General features: G+C 66.5%; 14 protein-coding genes. 12 read left to right on the top strand and 2 right to left on the bottom strand.

The genetic code is table 11. The features are described from left to right. Positions 1 to 139: 139 nt before the first annotated feature. Positions 140 to 862: a hypothetical protein gene (locus OHZ10_RS38440; protein ID WP_342706268.1), complete on the bottom strand. Its 723-nt coding sequence runs from the start codon at positions 860 to 862 to the stop codon at positions 140 to 142. Positions 863 to 1,308: 446 nt separating this feature from the next. Here OHZ10_RS38440 and OHZ10_RS38445 point away from each other — a divergent pair, with 446 nt between their 5' ends. From OHZ10_RS38445 to OHZ10_RS38455, 3 genes are all read left to right on the top strand, one after another. Continuing rightward, positions 1,309 to 2,223 carry a LysR substrate-binding domain-containing protein gene (locus OHZ10_RS38445; protein ID WP_059241349.1) on the top strand — a complete coding sequence of 305 codons (915 nt, stop codon included), beginning with the start codon at positions 1,309 to 1,311 and terminating at the stop codon, positions 2,221 to 2,223. A gap of 182 nt (positions 2,224 to 2,405) precedes the next feature. Beyond that, positions 2,406 to 3,680: a dicarboxylate/amino acid:cation symporter gene (locus OHZ10_RS38450; protein ID WP_342706269.1), complete on the top strand. Its 1,275-nt coding sequence runs from the start codon at positions 2,406 to 2,408 to the stop codon at positions 3,678 to 3,680. Further along, on the top strand, positions 3,677 to 5,137 hold the full coding sequence (locus tag OHZ10_RS38455) for an aspartate/glutamate racemase family protein (protein WP_342706270.1): 1,461 nt from the start codon (positions 3,677 to 3,679) through the stop codon (positions 5,135 to 5,137). Before OHZ10_RS38450 ends, OHZ10_RS38455 begins: the two co-directional genes overlap by 4 nt. A gap of 183 nt (positions 5,138 to 5,320) precedes the next feature. On the opposite strand, the gene OHZ10_RS38460 is transcribed toward OHZ10_RS38455, so the two are convergent. Beyond that, on the bottom strand, positions 5,321 to 5,509 hold the full coding sequence (locus OHZ10_RS38460; protein ID WP_034192021.1) for a hypothetical protein: 189 nt from the start codon (positions 5,507 to 5,509) through the stop codon (positions 5,321 to 5,323). Positions 5,510 to 5,673: 164 nt separating this feature from the next. Here OHZ10_RS38460 and OHZ10_RS38465 point away from each other — a divergent pair, with 164 nt between their 5' ends. The 9 genes from OHZ10_RS38465 (at position 5,674) to uvrA (ending at position 18,462) form a co-directional block, all read left to right on the top strand. Continuing rightward, the gene (locus OHZ10_RS38465) at positions 5,674 to 5,889 is read left to right on the top strand and encodes a DUF3820 family protein (protein WP_059241351.1); all 216 of its coding nucleotides are present in this window, start codon (positions 5,674 to 5,676) and stop codon (positions 5,887 to 5,889) included. Positions 5,890 to 5,985: 96 nt separating this feature from the next. Further along, positions 5,986 to 6,495 carry a hypothetical protein gene (locus OHZ10_RS38470; RefSeq protein ID WP_059241352.1) on the top strand — a complete coding sequence of 170 codons (510 nt, stop codon included), beginning with the start codon at positions 5,986 to 5,988 and terminating at the stop codon, positions 6,493 to 6,495. Positions 6,496 to 6,911: 416 nt separating this feature from the next. Then, positions 6,912 to 7,427 (top strand): hypothetical protein, encoded by a 516-nt coding sequence (locus tag OHZ10_RS38475; protein ID WP_059241353.1) that lies wholly within the window; start codon positions 6,912 to 6,914, stop codon positions 7,425 to 7,427. 348 nt (positions 7,428 to 7,775) lie between these two features. After that, complete coding sequence (locus OHZ10_RS38480) at positions 7,776 to 8,924, top strand: c-type cytochrome (RefSeq protein WP_342706271.1); 1,149 nt, start codon at positions 7,776 to 7,778, stop codon at positions 8,922 to 8,924. Between the two features lie 13 nt (positions 8,925 to 8,937). Continuing rightward, positions 8,938 to 10,701 (top strand): cytochrome c oxidase subunit I, encoded by a 1,764-nt coding sequence (gene ctaD, locus OHZ10_RS38485; RefSeq protein ID WP_174992347.1) that lies wholly within the window; start codon positions 8,938 to 8,940, stop codon positions 10,699 to 10,701. Then, positions 10,698 to 11,309: a cytochrome c oxidase subunit 3 gene (locus OHZ10_RS38490; protein WP_174992348.1), complete on the top strand. Its 612-nt coding sequence runs from the start codon at positions 10,698 to 10,700 to the stop codon at positions 11,307 to 11,309. Before ctaD ends, OHZ10_RS38490 begins: the two co-directional genes overlap by 4 nt. Continuing rightward, positions 11,306 to 12,013: a heme-copper oxidase subunit III family protein gene (locus tag OHZ10_RS38495; protein WP_059241357.1), complete on the top strand. Its 708-nt coding sequence runs from the start codon at positions 11,306 to 11,308 to the stop codon at positions 12,011 to 12,013. The genes OHZ10_RS38490 and OHZ10_RS38495 overlap by 4 nt, the downstream gene beginning before the upstream one ends. 8 nt (positions 12,014 to 12,021) lie before the next feature. Further along, a complete protein-coding gene (locus OHZ10_RS38500) occupies positions 12,022 to 12,363 on the top strand; it encodes a cytochrome C oxidase subunit IV family protein (RefSeq protein ID WP_059241358.1) in 342 nt (113 codons plus the stop codon). Between the two features lie 204 nt (positions 12,364 to 12,567). Beyond that, on the top strand, positions 12,568 to 18,462 hold the full coding sequence (gene uvrA / locus OHZ10_RS38505) for an excinuclease ABC subunit UvrA (RefSeq protein WP_342706272.1): 5,895 nt from the start codon (positions 12,568 to 12,570) through the stop codon (positions 18,460 to 18,462). Positions 18,463 to 18,487: the final 25 nt, after the last annotated feature.

The following is an 18,487-nucleotide window of genomic DNA, read 5'->3' on the forward strand; positions in this document are numbered from 1 at the left end:
GCTCGCATGCATCCGATGCGTTGTCAGGCGGGATGCGTGTCGCCTCGGATCGAGACCGCCGGGTTGTCGGCGATGAAGGTAGACGTATCGCCGGCGATCGAGACGACCAGGGCGGGACTGAAAATGGCGAGCGTAGCCGTCAGGTTTCCTGACCTTGCAATCGTGCCGTGTCTTTCGCGCGCTCCGCGACGGTCGTCGGCATGACGACCGCCGTGCCTTCCACGACGACGAGCCCGTTCACCTCGCATCGGGTATCGAGCACGACTCGCCGTCGACTTCCGAGAATCTCCTTGATCGTCACGGTCGCGCAGACGGTTTCGCCAAGCTTGACCGGGCGGCGAAACTGGAGGTCCTGCGACAGGTAGATCGACCCGGGGCCCGGCAGACGCGACGCAATCGCCGCGGAAATCACGGACGCGCCGGAACCTAATGGCACGCCCGCACCGGCGGCGAAGCCGAGTGCGGTCGCTCCCGAGCCGGCGGCATTGGCGGAGCAACCGGCAGCAAGCGAGTTGGTGAATGCGGCGGCCGGGTTGCAGTTGAGGTCGTTGACCGTGACCGATCCCTGTGCCTGCGCGTACCCCAACGCCAACATGCCCGCGGCGAAGATACCGATTGAAGCGGTGACGACCGCTCGCATGGACGGTTGCCGCATGCGTTCGATCGACCGGGCAGCCGCTGCACGATGCTTGACGGAGCATTCGCCGTCGATGGCTTCGCCACGTCGGTCAACGGCACCTGACGCTCCCGGTTTCCCTTTTCCGCCGGCCGTATCGACTTTCGATACGGCGACGAGCGCGCCGCGCGCCTTGCTCCATATGCTCGACCGGCACCCGTCGGACATGTTTTTGTCACGCAGCAAACGTTGCGTATGGGTGCATGCGACATGAACGGTTGGGAAATATAAAGCAATGGAACCGAAATCAAATGTGACTTTTTGTGAAATTCATCAGATGAATCGCATGGCCCGTTAAAACCGGAAAAAATGACGATATCCGGGTAAGTTTTACTCGCGTCGCGTATCTCGATTCGGTTCGCCAACGGCTTCGCACGTGCGGTGAGAAGAGCGCCCGGACCCCGCAGCAGCGCTGCCGGAAGCCAGCCGGAGCCGAACCGCGATCGTTCCGTTTCGGCGCGCCTGGAATTCGGCGCAGGCGCGCCGCGCAAGTTCTCGCAACGCGGCGTTGCGACGCGAGTCGCCCGGTTTGACGAATCGCGCGCCCGCCTCGTAAACTTTTCGCCATCCCGGCCAGCATCGTGACCCAGGTCGGCTTCAAGTCGATCCGGTTGCAGTCCTCCAAGGCAAACATGGAAATCAAGTGGATCGAGGATTTCATCGCCCTCGCTCAATATCAAAGCTTTTCCCGGGCTGCGGAGTTCCGCAACGTCACGCAGTCGGGCTTCAGCCGTCGCATCCAGTCACTCGAGCAATGGATCGGCGCCGAACTGATCGACCGCAGCAGTTTTCCGCCGGTGCTGACGCCGGCAGGGCGGCTGTTTCGCGAGACGGCGGAAGACGTCCTCAGCCGCTTGTTCGACACACGGGCGATCATCCGCACCGAGCAGCGCATCGCGGGCAAGAGCCTGCAGATCGCGGCGGGCCACACGATCGCGCTGAATTTCCTGCCGTCCTGGCTCAAGGCGCTTGCGCCGCATTTCGGCGAGGTGCGGGCACGCGTCGTGCCGACGAACGTCCACGATTCGATCCTGATGCTCGTCAACGGCAACTGCGAGCTCATGTTCGCCTATCACCATCCGGAGCTGCCGCTCCATCTGGATCCGGTCAGATACGAGCACTTGACGGTCGGCCTCGACACATTGATGCCCGCCTGCCGGCCCAACCGCCGGTCGGCACCCGCATTTCGTCTTCCCGGAACGAAGCAGCAACCGCTGCCGCTCATCTCCTATACGGAAACCAGCTACTTCGGGCGCTGCCTCGCGTTGCTGCTCGATCGTGCCGCCGACGCGCCGGCGTTGCAGCTGCACTATGAATCGGACATGGCCGAGGTGCTGAAAAAGCTCGTGATGGAAGGCGAGGGCGTGGCGTGGCTGCCGCGGAGCACGATCGCCGCCGAGCTGGCGGCCGGCGAACTCGTACCGGCCGGGCCGGCGGCATGGAACCTCGAAATCGAGCTGCGCGTCTATCGCGATGCGTCCAATCGCAACGAGTTCCTGGAGACGCTCTGGCAGCATCTGCGCGCCGAACCGTCGCGGCGCGGCTAGGGTTTTCCCGCCTTATGCGAGTCTCGCATACCGCCATGATGCACCGGCATCATGGTGTGTTCGACCGTCCCTACCATTCGTTCCAACGGCAAATGTGACGCATGGCCCGCGTCGCGCGGCCCGTATCGCAGCGCCCGCTCATCGCCTCCAGGCGGTCGGGTGTCACCCAAGGACGGATGGACATGAAAAATCGCCTTACCTTAAGCATCGCAATCGGCATGATCCTCGGCGTCGCGGCCGGCTATGCGTGTCACACGAGCATCGCGGACCCGGGCACGCTCAAGACGATCGCAGGTTATTTCTCGATCGTGACGGACATCTTTCTTCGGCTGATCAAGATGATCATTGCGCCGCTGGTGTTCGTGACGCTCGTTTCCGGTCTGGCCGGCATGGACGGCGGCGAAGACGTCGGGCGCATCGGCCTGCGCTCGGTTGCGTGGTTCTTCTGCGCATCGCTGGTTTCGCTGGGCCTCGGCCTCGTCATGGCCAACGCGTTGCAACCGGGAGCCGGACTGAACCTGGCGGAAACCGCAGGCGAGGCCAACCTCGGGTTGAATACCGCGGCGCTGAACGCCAGGGACGTGATCACGCACGCGTTTCCGACCAGCCTGCTCGATGCGATGGCGCGCAACGACATCCTGCAGATCCTCGTCTTCTCCCTCTTTCTCGGCGTCGCGCTGAGCGCGCTGAAGCACGATGCACGCGTCGGCATCGTCATCCGGTCGATCGACGGCATGGTTCCCGTGATGTTGCGCCTGACGAACTACGTGATGCGCGCGGCACCGCTCGGGGTCTTCGGTGCGATTGCGTCGTCAGTCGCGCTGCGCGGGCTCGACGTGATCTACACGTACGGCAAGCTGATCGGCGCGTTCTATCTCGGGCTGCTCGTCCTCTGGACGATCCTGATCGGCGCCGGATACCTGTTTCTCGGGCGGCGCGTGGGAGCGCTGCTGAAGGCCGTGCGCGAACCCGCGCTGATCGCGTTTTCGACCGCCAGCAGCGAAGCGGCGTATCCGCGCCTGACCGAGCAGCTCGAGAAGTTCGGCGTCGACAAGAAGGTCGTCGGCTTCACGCTGCCGCTGGGTTATGCATTCAACCTGGACGGTTCGATGATGTATCAGGCGTTTGCGGCCATCTTCATCGCGCAGGCGTTCGGCGTGCACATGCCGCTTTCGCAGCAGGTATTCATGCTGCTGATCCTGATGTTGAGCAGCAAGGGCATGGCGAGCGTGCCGCGCGGATCGGTGGTCGTCGTCGCGGCCGTCGCGCCGATGTTCCATTTGCCGGCCGCCGGCGTGGCCATGATCCTGGCGATCGACCAGGTGCTCGACATGGGCCGCACGATGACGAACGTGATCGGCAACAGCGTGGCGACGGCCGTGATCGCGAAGTGGGAAGGCGCGCGGGCCGCGCAGCCGGATGGCGCCGCGTTCGATTCGCAGGAGCTGAACGCATGACGCGCCGGGAAATCGCAGGCACGGGACGGAAGTTCGGCGTGGTCGGCGGCCTCGGGCCGTTGGGAAGCGCCGACGTGTTCTTCAAGCTGGTGAGGGCGACACCTGCGTCGTCCGACGAGGATCATGTCGATCTGATCTTCGAGCAGCACCCGTTCAGGGGTTCGGGTTCGGGCAGCGCGGCGACGACGGCGCGCAAGCTGTACGTGTTCGACATGATCCGCGCGTTCGAGAAACGCGGCGTGACGACCGTGGTGTTGCCGTGCTTCCTGAGCCACACCTTCATCGACGAACTGAAGGCCAATACGCGCCTGCCGATCGTGGATATCGTCGAAGCCGTTCGCAGCCACGTGCAGCGCACGTATCCCGGCACCACCCGTATCGGCGTGCTGGCTTCGGACTATGTGCGGGCCGACGGGCTGTTCGACCGGTATTTCCCGTCGCCGCAGTTCGAGATCGTCTATCCGCGGCCGCGCGGCGATGTCGACCCCGTTACCGAGGCGATCTACGGGCCGGACGGCATCAAGCGCGGCCATCTTCGCGGCCGGCCGGTCGAACTGTTGCGCGACGCCTGCGAGGATCTGGCAGACCAGGGCGCGCAGGTCATCGTTCCGGGGCTGACGGAGATCGCGCTCGTCGCGGACGAAATCGGGCCACGGCGGATACCGCTGATCGATTCGAATCTCGCGTATGCGCAGTACGCGGTTTCGGCACGATGCGGGGCCCGCGCGCCGGTGTTCAAGATCGGGGTCGTCGGTGGCGTCGGGCCGGCCGCGACAGTGGACTTCCTGGACAAGATCGTCCGGAACACACCGGCTTCGCGCGATCAGGAGCATATCAAGCTGCTGGTCGAACAGAATCCGCAAATTCCGGATCGGACGGCGAACCTCGTCGGTGGCGGTACGGACCCCACGATCTCGCTGTATGCGACGTGCAGGAGGCTCGAGGAAGGGGAGGCGGATGTCATCGCGATTCCGTGCAATACCGCGCACGCGTTTGTCGAGCGGGTTCAACCGCACCTCGGCATTCCGATCGTGAACATGCTGACCGTCACGGCCGCCCATCTGCGCGACGCGTATCCGGGGCTGTGCGAAGTCGGCGTGCTGGCAACGTCGGGCACGATCGAAAGCGGCGTGTATGAAAAGGCGCTCGAATCGTACGGATTCCGACAGGTCAGGCCGGAACCGGCGCTGCAGGCGCGCGTCATGCAGGCGATCTACGGAGAGCGTGGCGTCAAGGCCGGCTTTACGACCGGCCAGTGCAAAGCGGATATCGGCGCCGCCGTCGAGGCACTGATTGCCGACGGCGTCGAAGTGATCGTTCTCGGCTGCACCGAGCTTCCGATCCTGCTGCCGGGCCGCGAATACGTCGCGCCGAACGGTGCGCGTGCGACGCTGGTCGATCCGACCGACGTGCTCGCTCGCCAATGCGTTGCGTACGCGACGGCTGCCGGGGCTTGAGCGGCCCCGCCGGCCGTGCCGCCTTCGACGCTGCGGCCGGCGCATGCCCGATGTGTCGCGCCGTTCGAGCGGCGCAGGCGTCGATCGGCCGCGGCCGGCCTTGTTCGATTGCGCGGCGACCGCGCGCGTGATGAAGCAGTGTCCGGAGGCGGGCAAGCAAGGCCCCCGGCAGCGGGCGCCATGTCAGTGTCTCAGCACGCAAACGGCCACGATTTCGTACCCGGGGTCGGCATGCACGTGCGCCGCCTTTTCCGCTTCCTCATACGAACGAAACGACGTGGCATCTTCAACCGCCGGTGCCATGCCGATATCGCCATCTTCGGCGGTGCAGAGGAACTGCTCGCCGGTCTTCACGACGTAGACGGACAACATGATTCCCTCCATCGTTTGCAGGGGGGAATTCCAGTCTAGCAGGCCGGAAAGGGAGCGCGGGCGGTTCGCAACGACCTTTTCCGCGAGGTCGTTGCCGGACGGTTCGCCGCGTCGCCTGTCGGCCCGGCGCGCGACAGGAGTGGAAAGCCGTGCACAATACGCGCATGCAGACCCCAGACCTCGAACACCTCGTCACCGTCACGATGCCCTTTGGCAAGTACAAGGGCCGGCTCATTGCCGACCTGCCCGGGCCTTACCTCAACTGGCTTGCCCGCGAGGGGTTTCCGCGCGGCGAAATCGGCCGGCAGCTTGCGCTGATGCACGAAATCGATCACAACGGCCTGAGGGACTTGCTGGAGCCGTTGCGCAAATGCGGATAGCGTCAATCAGGGGCGAATGGCCCAGCGTGCACCTACCACGTTGCCGTTGCTGACATAGAATGGAAAGAGTAGTTGACGGCAAAAAGGGGTGCCAACATGAGACGCCTTTATTTTCTCGTACCCGATACGCAGATGGCCAAGGCGATCGTCGATGACTTGCTGCGCGCGCGCATCATCTGGCGACATATCCACGTCCTCGCCAATCACAGCGTCACACTCGATCAGTTGCCCGAAGCATCGTTGCTGCAAAGCAGCGATGTCGTGCACGCGCTGGAGCGCGGCGTCGCATTCGGCGGCGCAACGGGTGCGCTGATCGGCCTCGTCGCGCTGGTGTTTCCTCCTGCGGAGCTCGTGATCGCGGGCGGCGCCGTCGTCGCGTTGACGGTGATGGGGGCAGGCTTCGGCGCGTGGACGGCCGCGATGATCGGCATCGCCGAGCCGAATGCGCGACTCGAGCGATTTCGTGAAGCGATCAAGGAAGGCCAGATCCTGATCATGGCCGACGTGCCGGGATTGCGAGAGCAGGAAATCGAGGAGATGGTCGCCCAGCATTTCCCGCGGGCGGACCTGGAGGGTGGCGAGCCTACGACGCCGATCTTCCCCTGACACGCGAATACCGGCAGGCACGGCGCCCGAGCGCGTCGACGCGTATTTCCTGGCGCGTTATCGCATAGCCGTGGCCCGGGGCGACGGGCGCTTGCGTCTCGATGCGGACGACTCGGGCGTTGCTGCGTGGCGCGCGCCGGGACCGGCGTGACGGGCCCCGCCCGTTACGGTGCATCAGCCTCGTTCCCGCCCGGTGAGCGAACGGAACGACACCGCGCGCCAATTGCCTGCGTGACACGCCGATGCCGAACGTGGTGCTGCGTGTCGTGGTGCCACGCACCGCGCAGGGTTGGCGACCCGTGCGTTCGCTCGCCTGTCTGCCCTGATGAACCGCGCAACGGACGTGCTTCCGGCCTGACGCGCGTGGCGCCTTCTGAACTTGTGTGCTGAGGTGGAACCGTCAGCAAGGAGGTCGTATGGAACTGCACATTCAATCACACCATTGGGAGCGGCGGACGCCCGACTGGCTCTGCGCTGCCGTGGCCGGTCTTGCGGGCGGCGCGCTGGTGATCGCGCTGGAATTCTTCTGGTCGACCCTGGTGATCGGTGAAAGCCCGTGGCAACCGACCCACAAGATCGCGGCGATGGTGATGGGTCGCAGCGCGCTCGGTCAGCTGTCGCAATTCAGCCTCGAAATCGTCGCGATGGCGCTGCTGCTGCACTACGTGCTCGGCGCGATCATGGGGATGATCCTCGCCGCAATCATGGCGCCGTTTCGCTTCGATTCGAGCGTGGGCATGGAGGCGGTCATCGGGCTTGCGTTCGGGATCGTCGCGTATGGCTGGAACTTCTATGTGATGACGGCCGTGTTCCCTTGGTTCATCTCGGAACGAGGTTCCGGACCCTTGCTGGCCAACCTGTTGTTCGGCGTGGTGGCCGCGGTTACGTACGGCATGCTGGAACGGCGACGCACGCAGCACGCCGCGGACTGACGCGGCGCGTTTTTCCCGATGCGCCGGCCCTGATCAGCCGGCGCTCGTCCGGCGATGGCCGCGTCGGCAACCCGTGCCGGAGGCGGCCGTGTCGCACGGCGTCGCCGCACGCGACGCAACCATTCGACGTCGTCTTGCGAGCGGTTCGTATGGCGGCGCGCGTCGCTCATGCGCTGTCTTGAACGATGCCGGGGAGCGAACTACCTTTTCTTTAGGGCCGCTAACAACGCCAGGCGAATCGGTCCTGGCGGACTGCCGGCGAAAACAAGACGAAGAACGGCGGGGCGGCACGACGACGCTGGCGCACGTGTTTGCGGCTCCGGCGAGTGACATGCAGTGAGGCGGCCTGTGGCGCTTGCGATTGCCCTGATTCTGATCGTCATGCTGGCGGTGGGGTTTCACTTTGCCAGCCCCTGGTGGATCACGCCGATTGCGTCGAACTGGGTGCGCATGGACGACATGCTGACGATCACGCTCGTCATTACCGGCGTGTTTTTCATCGGCATCAACCTGTTCATCGCGATCGCACTGGTGCGCTACCGCCATCGCAGCGGGCATCGCGCCGCCTACGAGCCGCACAACAGGCGGCTCGAATGGTGGCTGATCGGCCTGACCGCCGCCGGCGTGGCGGCGTTGCTGGCGCCGGGGCTGTTCGTCTACGCGGACTACATCCGGCCGCCGCGCAACGTGCTGCAGATGGAAGTGCTCGGCCAGCAATGGCAATGGCGCTTCCGCTTCGCCGGCCCCGGCGGCAAGCTGGGCACGACGGACGTGCGCTACATCAGCAACGACAATCCGTTCGGGCTGAACCCGGCCGACCCGAACGGCCGCGACAACTACCTGGTCGAGACGCCCGAGGTGCACCTGCCGCTCAACCGGCCGATCCAGGTCCTGACTCGGTCGCGCGACGTGCTGCACGACTTCTACGTCCCGCCGTTCCGGGCGCGCATGAACATGGTGCCCGGCATGGTGACCACCTTCTGGTTCACGCCGACCAAGGCAGGGCGCTACGACATCCTGTGCGCGCAGCTCTGCGGCATCGGGCATTCGAGCATGCGCGGCGTGGTGGTGGTGGAAGACGAAGCATCGTTCGCGCGCTGGCTGGCGCAGCAGACCACGTTCGCGCAACGTCAGCAGGCCAGGGTGCAGGCAGCGCCCGCCGCTGCCGGCGGCAGCGCGCAGGCACTTGCCGACCTGGGCAAGACGCTCGCGGCGGCCAAGGGTTGCGTCGCCTGCCATACCGTCGACGGCAGTCCGCGCGTGGGCCCGACCTGGAAGGGCCTGTACGGCAAGACCGAAACGATGGCCGACGGCAGCACCGCGAAGGTGGACGAAGCCTATCTGCGGGCGTTCATCCGCGACCCGACGGCACGCGTCGTGAAAGGCTTCTCGCCGATCATGCCGCACTTCGACCTGAGCGACCAGGAACTGACTGCGCTGGTGGCCTACATCAAGGCACAAGGCGGGCCGCCTGCCAGCGCCGCGGCGCAGCCCTGACGGAGTAGATGTCATGCCCTACGCGCAGAACGACCACGCCCCGCACAGCTTCTGGACCCGCTATGTGTGGAGCCAGGACCACAAGGTGATCGCGGTGCAGTATGCACTGACGGCCATCGCCATCGGCCTGGTCGGCCTCGTGTTGTCGGACCTGATGCGGTTGCAGCTCGGGTTCCCGGGCAAGTTCGCCTTCATCGACGCCAACCACTACTACCAGTTCGTCACCATGCACGGGATGATCATGGTGATCTACCTGCTGACGGCGCTGTTTCTGGGCGGCTTCGGCAACTACCTGATCCCGCTGATGCTCGGCGCGCGCGACATGGTGTTCCCGTTTCTCAACATGTTGAGCTACTGGGTCTACCTGGTGGCGGTGCTGGTGCTGCTGGCGAGCTTCTTCGTGCCGGGCGGGCCGACCGGCGCGGGCTGGACGCTGTATCCGCCGCAGGCGATCCTGCCGGGCACGCCGGGCGTGGAGTGGGGCATCGTGCTGATGCTCGTGTCGCTGGCGATCTTCATCGTCGCGGCGACCATGGGCGGCCTCAATTACGTGACCACCACGCTGCAGGCGCGCACGCGCGGCATGACGCTGATGCGCATGCCGCTCACGGTATGGGGCATCTTCATCGCGACCATCATGGCGCTGCTGGCGTTTCCGGCGCTGTTCGTGTCGGCGGTGATGATGCTGCTCGACCGGACGCTCGGCACCAGTTTCTTCATACCGGCCGTGGTGTCGATGGGGCAGACGCTCAGGCACGCCGGCGGCAGCCCGCTGCTGTTCCAGCACCTGTTCTGGTTCTTCGGGCATCCGGAGGTCTACATCGTCGCGCTGCCGGCCTTCGGCATCGCGTCGGACCTGATCAGCACGCACGCGCGCAAGAGCATCTTCGGTTACAGGATGATGGTGTGGGCGATCGTGATCATCGGCGCGTTGAGCTTCGTGGTCTGGGCGCACCACATGTTCATCGCCGGCATGAATCCGTATTTCGGCTTCTTCTTCGCGACCACGACACTGATCATCGCCGTCCCGACCGCGCTCAAGGTCTACAACTGGGTGCTGACGCTGTGGCGCGGCGATATCCACCTGACCGTGCCGATGCTGTTCGCGATCGGCTTCATCAGCACGTTCGTGCTGGGCGGGCTGACGGGGCTCTACCTCGGCAACGTGAGCGTGGACATTCCGCTGTCGAACACGTATTTCGTGGTCGCGCACTTCCATATGGTGATGGCCGTGTCGCCGATCCTGGTGGTGTTCGGCGGTCTCTACCACTGGTACCCGAAGGTGACGGGCCGCATGCTCGACGACACGCTCGGGCGCGCGCACTTCTGGATCACCTTCGTCGGGACCTATGCGATCTACTTCCCGATGCATTATCTCGGCATCCTGGGCATGCCGCGACGGTATTACGCATATCAGGGCTACAGCTTCATTCCGCATTCGGCACAGACGCTCAACACCTTCATCACCGTCGTTGCGCTGATCGTCGCGGCGGCACAGTTGCTGTTCCTGTTCAACCTGGCGTGGAGCCTCGTGCGGGGCAAGCGCGCCGACGGCAATCCGTGGCGGGCCACCACGCTGGAGTGGCAGACGCCGCAAACACCGCCCGCGCACGGTAACTGGGGTGCCGCGCTGCCCGTGGTTTACCGCTGGGCATACGAATACAGCCCGCCGGGGCAGGCGGAAGACTTCGTCCCGCAAAACCGGCCGCCCGCGGCGTCGCCCGAACCGGCGCATCCGGCGCATCCGACGCTTCAACCCGGCGAGGCCCGCGAATGACCACGCTGCCGCGCCCCATCGTTCCCGATGCGCGACCCGGCCTGCCGGATGCGGGCCGCGTCGGCCTGATGGTCTTCATGGCGGTCGCCACGACGTTGTTTTCGCTGCTGCTGCTCGCCTATGCAATGCGCATGCGCGAACCCGACTGGCAGCCGGTTCCGCATCCGGCGCTGCTCGGGTGGAACACCGTTGCGCTGGCGCTGGCCAGCCTCGCCATGCAGCGTGCGCGGCAACTCACCCTGCATCGCACGGCATGGCTGGTGTGCGGCGGCGTGCTGGCGGCCGTATTCGTGGCCGGGCAACTGACCGCCTGGCGCCTGCTGTCGGCGGCCGGGCAGACCGTCGTCGTCAATCCGTCCGACAGCTTCCTGTACCTGCTGACGGGGCTGCACGGGCTGCATGTGCTGGGCGGGCTGGCGGCCTGGGCCGTGACGCTTTCGACGCTCCGGCGCGCGGACCCGTTCCAGGCCCGTCGCGCCGTCGCGCTGTGCGCCCTTTACTGGCATTTCCTGCTCGCCGTCTGGCTCGTGCTGCTGGCGGCGATGTGGTGGCTCACCCCCGGGATCGTTGCCGCCATCTGCGGGCCGCTGTATGGGGCCGCGCCGTGACCTCGCCCTTGCTCCCCACCGAATCCGGGACTTCCCCGCCGGACGATGCCGGGCCTGACGGCTGGCGCGGCATCGTCACGGACTGGTCGGCCGACCGCGAAGCCTTCAAGGTGCCGTGGGGCAAGGCGATGATGTGGATCTTCCTGCTGTCGGACACCTTCGTCTTCAGCAGCTTCCTGATCGGCTACATGACGGTGCGCATCTCGACCACGGCGCCGTGGCCCGACACGTCGAAGGTGTTCGGGCTCACGGTGGGGGGGCTGGATGTGCCGCTGCTGCTGATCGCCATCATGACGTTCATCCTGATCACCAGCAGCGGCACGATGGCGATGGCCGTCAACTTCGGCTACCGGCGCAATGCCAGGCGCGCCGGCGCGCTGTTGCTCGCGACCGCGCTGCTGGGCGCGGCCTTCGTGTCGATGCAGGCCCTCGAATGGACCAAGCTGATCGTCCACGAAGGGATCCGGCCGTGGGGCAACCCGCTGGGCGCGGCGCAGTTCGGCGCGTGCTTCTTCACGATTACCGGGTTCCACGGCTTTCACGTGACCTGCGGCGTGATCTACCTGCTGCTGGTCGCACGCAAGATCCTGCAGCCGGGGTTCAGCGAGCACGGCAACTTCCAGATCGTCGAGATCGCCGGCCTGTACTGGCACTTCGTCGACCTGGTGTGGGTGTTCATCTTCGCGCTGTTCTATTTGTGGTGAGGCAGGCCATGGACCACTCCGATCCCGCCGATCGACCCGGCGCCGCGCACGGCCAGCAGCATCCGGTCGGTCTCTACGTGAAGATCTGGGGCCTGCTGTTCCTGCTCAGCACGATGTCGTACCTGGTCGATTATTTCCGCGTGCAGGGCCTGCTGCGCTGGGTGCTGATCGTCGTGCTCATGATCGCGAAGGCCGGGCTGATCGTGTCGATCTTCATGCACATGATGTGGGAGCGGCTGGCGCTGGTGTACGCGATCCTGATTCCGCCCCTGTGCCTGCTGGTGCTCATGGTGCTGATGGCGGCCGAAGCGCATCACACGTTCGGCATGCGGGCACTCTTCTTCCGTTGATTCCTTTGCCGGCGGCTCCGCGGCCGCCTGCCCATGACGTCCGCAGGGTCGTCATGGAAAACTGTATGAATATACAGTATAGTACCCGTCGAACTCGAGCCGCACAGGTGCAACCCTTGCGGCACGTGCGCCGCGCCTGCGGGTATCCGCCGCAGCGTTCCGGCACCGTGAATTCCGGCTAACTCATTCAGACGGGCAGGCAAATTGTCATCCAGCAATCTGATCCGCATTCGCGGAGCACGTCAGCACAACCTCAAGAATCTCGATCTCGACCTGCGCACCGGCGAAATGACGGTCGTCACCGGCCCGTCGGGCTCCGGCAAGTCGAGTCTCGTGTTCGACACGCTGTATGCGGAAGGGCAGCGGCGCTACGTCGAAACTTTCAGCGCGTACGCACGCCAGTTCCTCGACCGGATGGACCGCCCGCAGGTCGAGCGGGTCGACGGCGTGCCGCCCGCGATCGCGATCGACCAGACCAACCCGGTCCGCAGCTCGCGTTCGACCGTCGGCACGATGACCGAGCTGAACGATCACCTGAAGCTGCTGTATGCGCGCGCGGCCGAGCTGTTCGACCGCCAGACCGCGCGGCAGGTGCGCCACGACACGCCGGAGACGATCTACGCGGATCTCGTCGCGCGCACGCAGGCGGACGATCCGCGCGTCGTCGTCACGTTCCCGGTCGAGCTGCCGGAAGCGGTGTCCGACGAGGAAATCGCGCAGTGGCTGTCGGCGAGCGGGTACACGCGCGTGCAGGCGCAGCGCGAAGTCGCGTCGGCCACCGGGCCGCGCAAGGTGCTCGACGTCGTGGCCGACCGCTTCCGCGTGCAGCAGGCCGACAAGGTGCGGGTGGTCGAGGCGATCGAGGCGTCGCTGAAGCGCGGCGGCGGCCGCGTGAACGTGTACGTGCTTGCCCCGGAGGCGGAAAACGCGATCGCCGAGCCGCAGGTGTGGCGCTTCTCCACCGGGCTGCATGATCCCGACAGCGACCTGCGCTACGCGGAGCCGCAAGCGGCGATGTTCTCGTTCAACTCGGCGTACGGCGCGTGCGAAACCTGCCGCGGCTTTGGCCGCGTGATCGGCGTCGATCTCGGCCTCGTGATTCCCGACGCGCGCAAGACGCTGCGCGGCGGCGCGATCAAGCCGATGCAGACACCCGCATGGAAAGAGTGCCAGGACGACCTGATGCGCTATGCGGCGAAAGCCGGCATCCGCCGCGACGTGGCATGGTCCGAGCTGACCGACGCCGAGCGCGACTGGGTCGTCAACGGCTCGCCGGACTGGAACGGCAAGTGGCAGAGCCAGTGGTACGGGGTGAAGCGCTTCTTCGGCTACCTCGAATCGAAAGCGTACAAGATGCACATCCGCGTGCTGCTGTCGAAATACCGCAGCTACACGCCGTGTGACGTCTGCGGCGGCGCGCGCCTGAAGACGGAATCGCTGCAGTGGCGGCTCGGCTCGAAAGAGAACGCCGACGGCGTGCTCGCGCCGGCCGGCCGCTTCATGCCGCGCGGCGTCGGCTGGAACCGTACGCAGCTCGAAGCGCTGCCGGGCCTGACCGTGCACGACCTGATGCTGCTGCCGATCGAGCGCATCCGCCGCTTCTTCGACGACATCAGCCTGCCGAGCGCGCTGCTCGACGATGCGTTGAAGCTGCTGCTCGCCGAGGTGCGCACGCGCCTGAAATACCTGTGCGACGTGGGGCTCGGCTACCTGACGCTCGACCGGCAAAGCCGCACGCTGTCGGGTGGCGAAGTGCAGCGGATCAACCTGACGACGGCGCTCGGCACGTCGCTGACCAAAACCCTGTTCGTCCTCGATGAACCGAGTATCGGGCTGCATCCGCGCGATCTGACGCGGATCGTCGAGGCGATGCAGCGGCTGCGCGATGCGGGCAATACGCTGGTCGTCGTCGAGCACGATCCGTCGGTGATGCTCGCGGCCGACCGGCTGATCGACATGGGGCCCGTCCCGGGCGAGCGCGGCGGCACGATCGTCTACGACGGCACGCCGGCCGACATCCGTTCGGCGCATACGCTGACGGGCGAATATCTCGGCGGCCGCAAGCAGGTCGCGCATGCATCGAACTGGGCGCGCCGGGCGGTCGACGCGAATACGCCGCGCATCGTGCTCGAAGGCGCGAGCGAACACAACCTGCGCGACGTGACGGTCGAGATTCCGTTGCAGCGGCTCGTCTGCGTGACGGGCGTGTCCGGCTCCGGCAAATCGACGCTGCTGCAGGACGTGCTGTATCCGGCGATGGCGCGGCACCACGGCAAGGCGACCGAGTCGCCGGGCGCGTACCGCAGCCTCGCCGGTGCCGACCAGGTCGGCGACGTCGTGTTCGTCGACCAGTCGCCGATCGGCAAGACCACGCGCTCGAACCCGGCGAGCTATGTCGGCGCGTTCGACGAGATCCGCAAGCTGTTCGCGAAGGCGCCGCTCGCGCTGCAGCGCGGCTACGGCGCCGGCACGTTCAGCTTCAACTCGGGAGACGGCCGGTGCCCGACCTGCGGCGGCTCGGGCTTCGAACACATCGAAATGCAGTTCCTGAGCGACGTCTACCTGCGCTGCCCGGACTGCGACGGCAGCCGCTACCGCGCCGAGATTCTCGAAGTGCGCATCGAGCGCAACGGCCGTGCGCTGAACATCGCCGACGTGCTCGACCTCACCGTCAGCGAAGCGGCCGCGTTCTTCGCGACCGACGCCGAGGTGCTGCGCGTGCTGCAGCCGATCGTCGATGTCGGCCTCGAATACGTGAAGCTCGGCCAGCCGGTGCCGACGCTCTCGGGTGGCGAGGCGCAGCGCCTGAAGCTCGCCGGCTTCCTCGCCGAATCCGCGGCGGCGGCCAACGGGCGCCGGGTCGCGACGGAAGAGGCGCGCGTCGCCCGCGCGAAGCTGTTCATGTTCGACGAGCCGACCACCGGGCTGCACTTCGACGACATCGCGAAGCTGATGCAGGCGTTCGGCAAGCTGCTCGCGGCCGGCCATTCGCTGATCGTGATCGAGCACAACCTCGACGTGATCCGCGCGGCCGACTGGCTGATCGATCTCGGCCCGGAAGGCGGCGACGGCGGCGGCCTCGTGCTGTGCGCGGGCACGCCCGACGACGTGAAGGCCTGCGCCGAATCGCATACGGGCGTGGCGCTGCTGCAGTACGACCGCGCGATGGATGCCGAAGCGGCGCTCGCCGACGAAGGCGTGCCGTTGCAGGCCGTGCTGAATGCGGCGCGCGAGCGCCGTGCGATCGAAGGCGAGGACGTCGTGCGGATCGTCAACGCGCGCGAGCACAACCTGAAGGCGCTCGACGTCGACATTCCGCACGGCAAGTTCAACGTGATCACCGGTGTGTCGGGGTCCGGCAAGTCGACGCTCGCGTTCGACATCCTGTTCCACGAAGGGCAGCGCCGCTACCTCGAATCGCTGAACGCGTATGCACGCTCGATCGTGCAGCCGGCCGGGCGCCCCGAAGTCGATGCGGTGTACGGCATTCCGCCGACCGTCGCGATCGAGCAGCGGCTGTCGCGCGGCGGGCGCAAGAGTACGGTCGCGACCACATCCGAAGTGTGGCACTTCCTGCGGCTGCTGTATGTGAAGCTCGGCCTGCAGCATTGCATCCACGACGGCACGCCGGTCACGTCGCAATCGGTCGAATCGATCGCCGCGCAGCTGCTGCGCGATCATCGCGGCGAACACGTCGGGCTGCTCGCGCCGCTCGTCGTGAACCGCAAGGGCGTGTATACCGATCTCGCGAAATGGGCGAAGGCGCGCGGCAACACGCATCTGCGCGTCGACGGCGAGTTCGTGCCGGTCGATCCGTGGCCGAAGCTCGACCGCTTCCGTGAGCACACGATCGAATTGCCGGTCGCCGATGTCGTCGTGTCGCCGGACAACGAGGCCGAGTTGCGGCGCAAGCTCGACGAGACGCTCGAGCTCGGCAAGGGCGTGATGCACCTGCTCGCGCCGCTCGACGGGCTGCACGATGCGATGCAGGGCGATCGGTCGACCGCGCGCGTCGGCACGGTCAAGGTGCTGTCGGTCAAGCGCGCATGCCCGGTGTGCGGCACGAGTTATCCGGAGCTGGACCCGCGGATGTTCTCGTACAACAGCAAGCACGGCTGGTGCACGACCTGCGTCGGCACTGGCGTCACGCTCACGCGCGAACAGCGCGCGGCGTACGACGACACGGTGCTCGCCGAGGACGGCCGCGGCCGCGAGCAGACGCTGCCGTCGGACGAGCAGGAACCGGAAGGCGTCGGCAACGAACCGTGCCCGGATTGCGGCGGCACGCGGTTGAACCCTGCGGCGCGCGCGGTCACGTTCGACGCGCATCCGATCGTCGAGGTCGCGCAGTGGACGGTGTCGGACACGCGCCGCTGGATCGACGCGCTCGAACTTACCGGGCGCGATGCGCAGATCGCACGCGACATCGTCAGCGAGATCGGCAGCCGCCTCGCGTTTCTCGAGGAGGTCGGGCTCGGCTACCTGAGCCTCGACCGCGCGGCGCCGAGCCTGTCGGGCGGCGAAGCGCAGCGCATCCGGCTCGCCGCGCAGCTCGGCAGCAACCTGCAGGGTGTCTGCTACGTGCTCGACGAGCCGACGATCGGCCTGCATCCGCGCGACAACCAGATCCTGCTCGATGCGCTGCGCAAGCTCGGCGACAAGGGCAATACGCTCGTCGTCGTCGAGCATGACGAGGACACGATCCGCCGCGCCGATCACATCATCGACGTCGGCCCGGGCGCCGGCAAGCGCGGCGGCACGCTGGTCGCGCAGGGCGCGGTCGCCGATCTTGCCGCGCAGGCCGATTCGGTCACGGGCCGGCTGCTCGCGCAGCCGATGACGCATCCGCTGCAGCCGCGCCGCAGCGTGAGCCTGCCCGGCAAGAAGGGCGGCGACGCGGTGCCGGAAGCGTGGCTGACCGTGCACGGCGCACGGCTGCACAACCTGCGCGACGTCACGGTCGGCATTCCGCTCGCGCGGCTCGTCGCGGTGACGGGCGTCAGCGGCTCGGGCAAATCGACGCTCGCGCGCGACGTGCTGATGACGAACCTGCTCGACGCGGTCGGCCGCTCGGTGCTGTCGTCGCCAGCCACGCGGCGGGCGCGCAAGGCCGCGCAGCAGGACGCGCCAGCGGCCAACCGCCGCTCGAGCGTGCTCGCGCGCAGCGCGCCGCGGCCGTCGCTGAACGTCACGCATGCGTGGCAGGGCTGCGAGTCGCTGAGCGGCTGGGAGCAGATCGATCGCGTGCTCGAAGTCGACCAGACGCCGATCGGCAAGACGCCGCGTTCGTGTCCGGCCACCTACATCGGCGTGTGGGACACGATCCGCAAGCTGTTCGCGGACACGCTGGAGGCGCGCGCACGCGGCTATACGGCGTCGCGTTTCTCGTTCAATACCGGCGACGGGCGTTGTCCCGCATGCGAGGGGCAGGGCGTACGCACGATCGGCATGAGCTTCCTGCCCGACGTGAAGGTGCCGTGCGACGTGTGCCACGGCCAGCGCTTCAATCCGGAGACGCTCGCCGTCACGTGGCGCGGCCGGAACATTGGGGACGTGCTGACGATGGAGATCGACGAGGCGGTGGAGTTTTTCGCGCCGATCTCGAACATCGCGCACCCGCTTCAGCTGATGAAGGACGTCGGGCTGGGGTATCTGACGCTCGGCCAGCCGTCGCCGACGCTGTCCGGCGGCGAGGCGCAGCGCATCAAGCTTGTCACCGAACTGACGAAGGTGCGCGACGACATCACGCGGCGCGGCCAGAAGGCGCCGCACACGCTGTATGTGCTCGACGAACCGACGGTCGGCCTGCACATGGCGGACGTCGCGAAGCTGATTCGCGTGCTGCACCGGCTCGTCGATGCAGGGCACAGCGTCGTCGTGATCGAGCATGACCTCGACGTGATCGCGGAAGCCGACTGGATCATCGATCTCGGGCCGGAAGGCGGTGTGGGCGGCGGCACGATCGTCGCGGCGGCGCCGCCGGAAGCGCTGGCGAAGGTGAGCGCGAGCCATACGGGGCAGGCATTGAAGCCGGTGCTGGCGCGTACGGATTCGGCTGAGGGTGAGGCCGAGCGGCAGGGAGAAGCGCGCGTCGGTTGAGCGCGACCTTGCCGGTCAGCCGACG

It is taken from the genome of Burkholderia arboris, assembly GCF_038723655.1.
Taxonomy (GTDB): Bacteria; Pseudomonadota; Gammaproteobacteria; order Burkholderiales; family Burkholderiaceae; genus Burkholderia; species Burkholderia arboris.

Bases quoted from the DNA above. Each gene is read 5' to 3' on its own strand.
- OHZ10_RS38475 (WP_059241353.1), top strand. From the start codon at position 6,912: ATGGAACTGCACATTCAATCACACCATTGGGAGCGGCGGACGCCCGAC.
- OHZ10_RS38455 (WP_342706270.1), top strand. From the start codon at position 3,677: ATGACGCGCCGGGAAATCGCAGGCACGGGACGGAAGTTCGGCGTGGTC.
- ctaD (WP_174992347.1), top strand. From the start codon at position 8,938: ATGCCCTACGCGCAGAACGACCACGCCCCGCACAGCTTCTGGACCCGC.
- OHZ10_RS38490 (WP_174992348.1), top strand. From the start codon at position 10,698: ATGACCACGCTGCCGCGCCCCATCGTTCCCGATGCGCGACCCGGCCTG.
- OHZ10_RS38465 (WP_059241351.1), top strand. From the start codon at position 5,674: ATGCAGACCCCAGACCTCGAACACCTCGTCACCGTCACGATGCCCTTT.
- OHZ10_RS38500 (WP_059241358.1), top strand. From the start codon at position 12,022: ATGGACCACTCCGATCCCGCCGATCGACCCGGCGCCGCGCACGGCCAG.
- OHZ10_RS38450 (WP_342706269.1), top strand. From the start codon at position 2,406: ATGAAAAATCGCCTTACCTTAAGCATCGCAATCGGCATGATCCTCGGC.
- OHZ10_RS38460 (WP_034192021.1), bottom strand. From the start codon at position 5,509: ATGTTGTCCGTCTACGTCGTGAAGACCGGCGAGCAGTTCCTCTGCACC.
- OHZ10_RS38445 (WP_059241349.1), top strand. From the start codon at position 1,309: ATGGAAATCAAGTGGATCGAGGATTTCATCGCCCTCGCTCAATATCAA.
- OHZ10_RS38470 (WP_059241352.1), top strand. From the start codon at position 5,986: ATGAGACGCCTTTATTTTCTCGTACCCGATACGCAGATGGCCAAGGCG.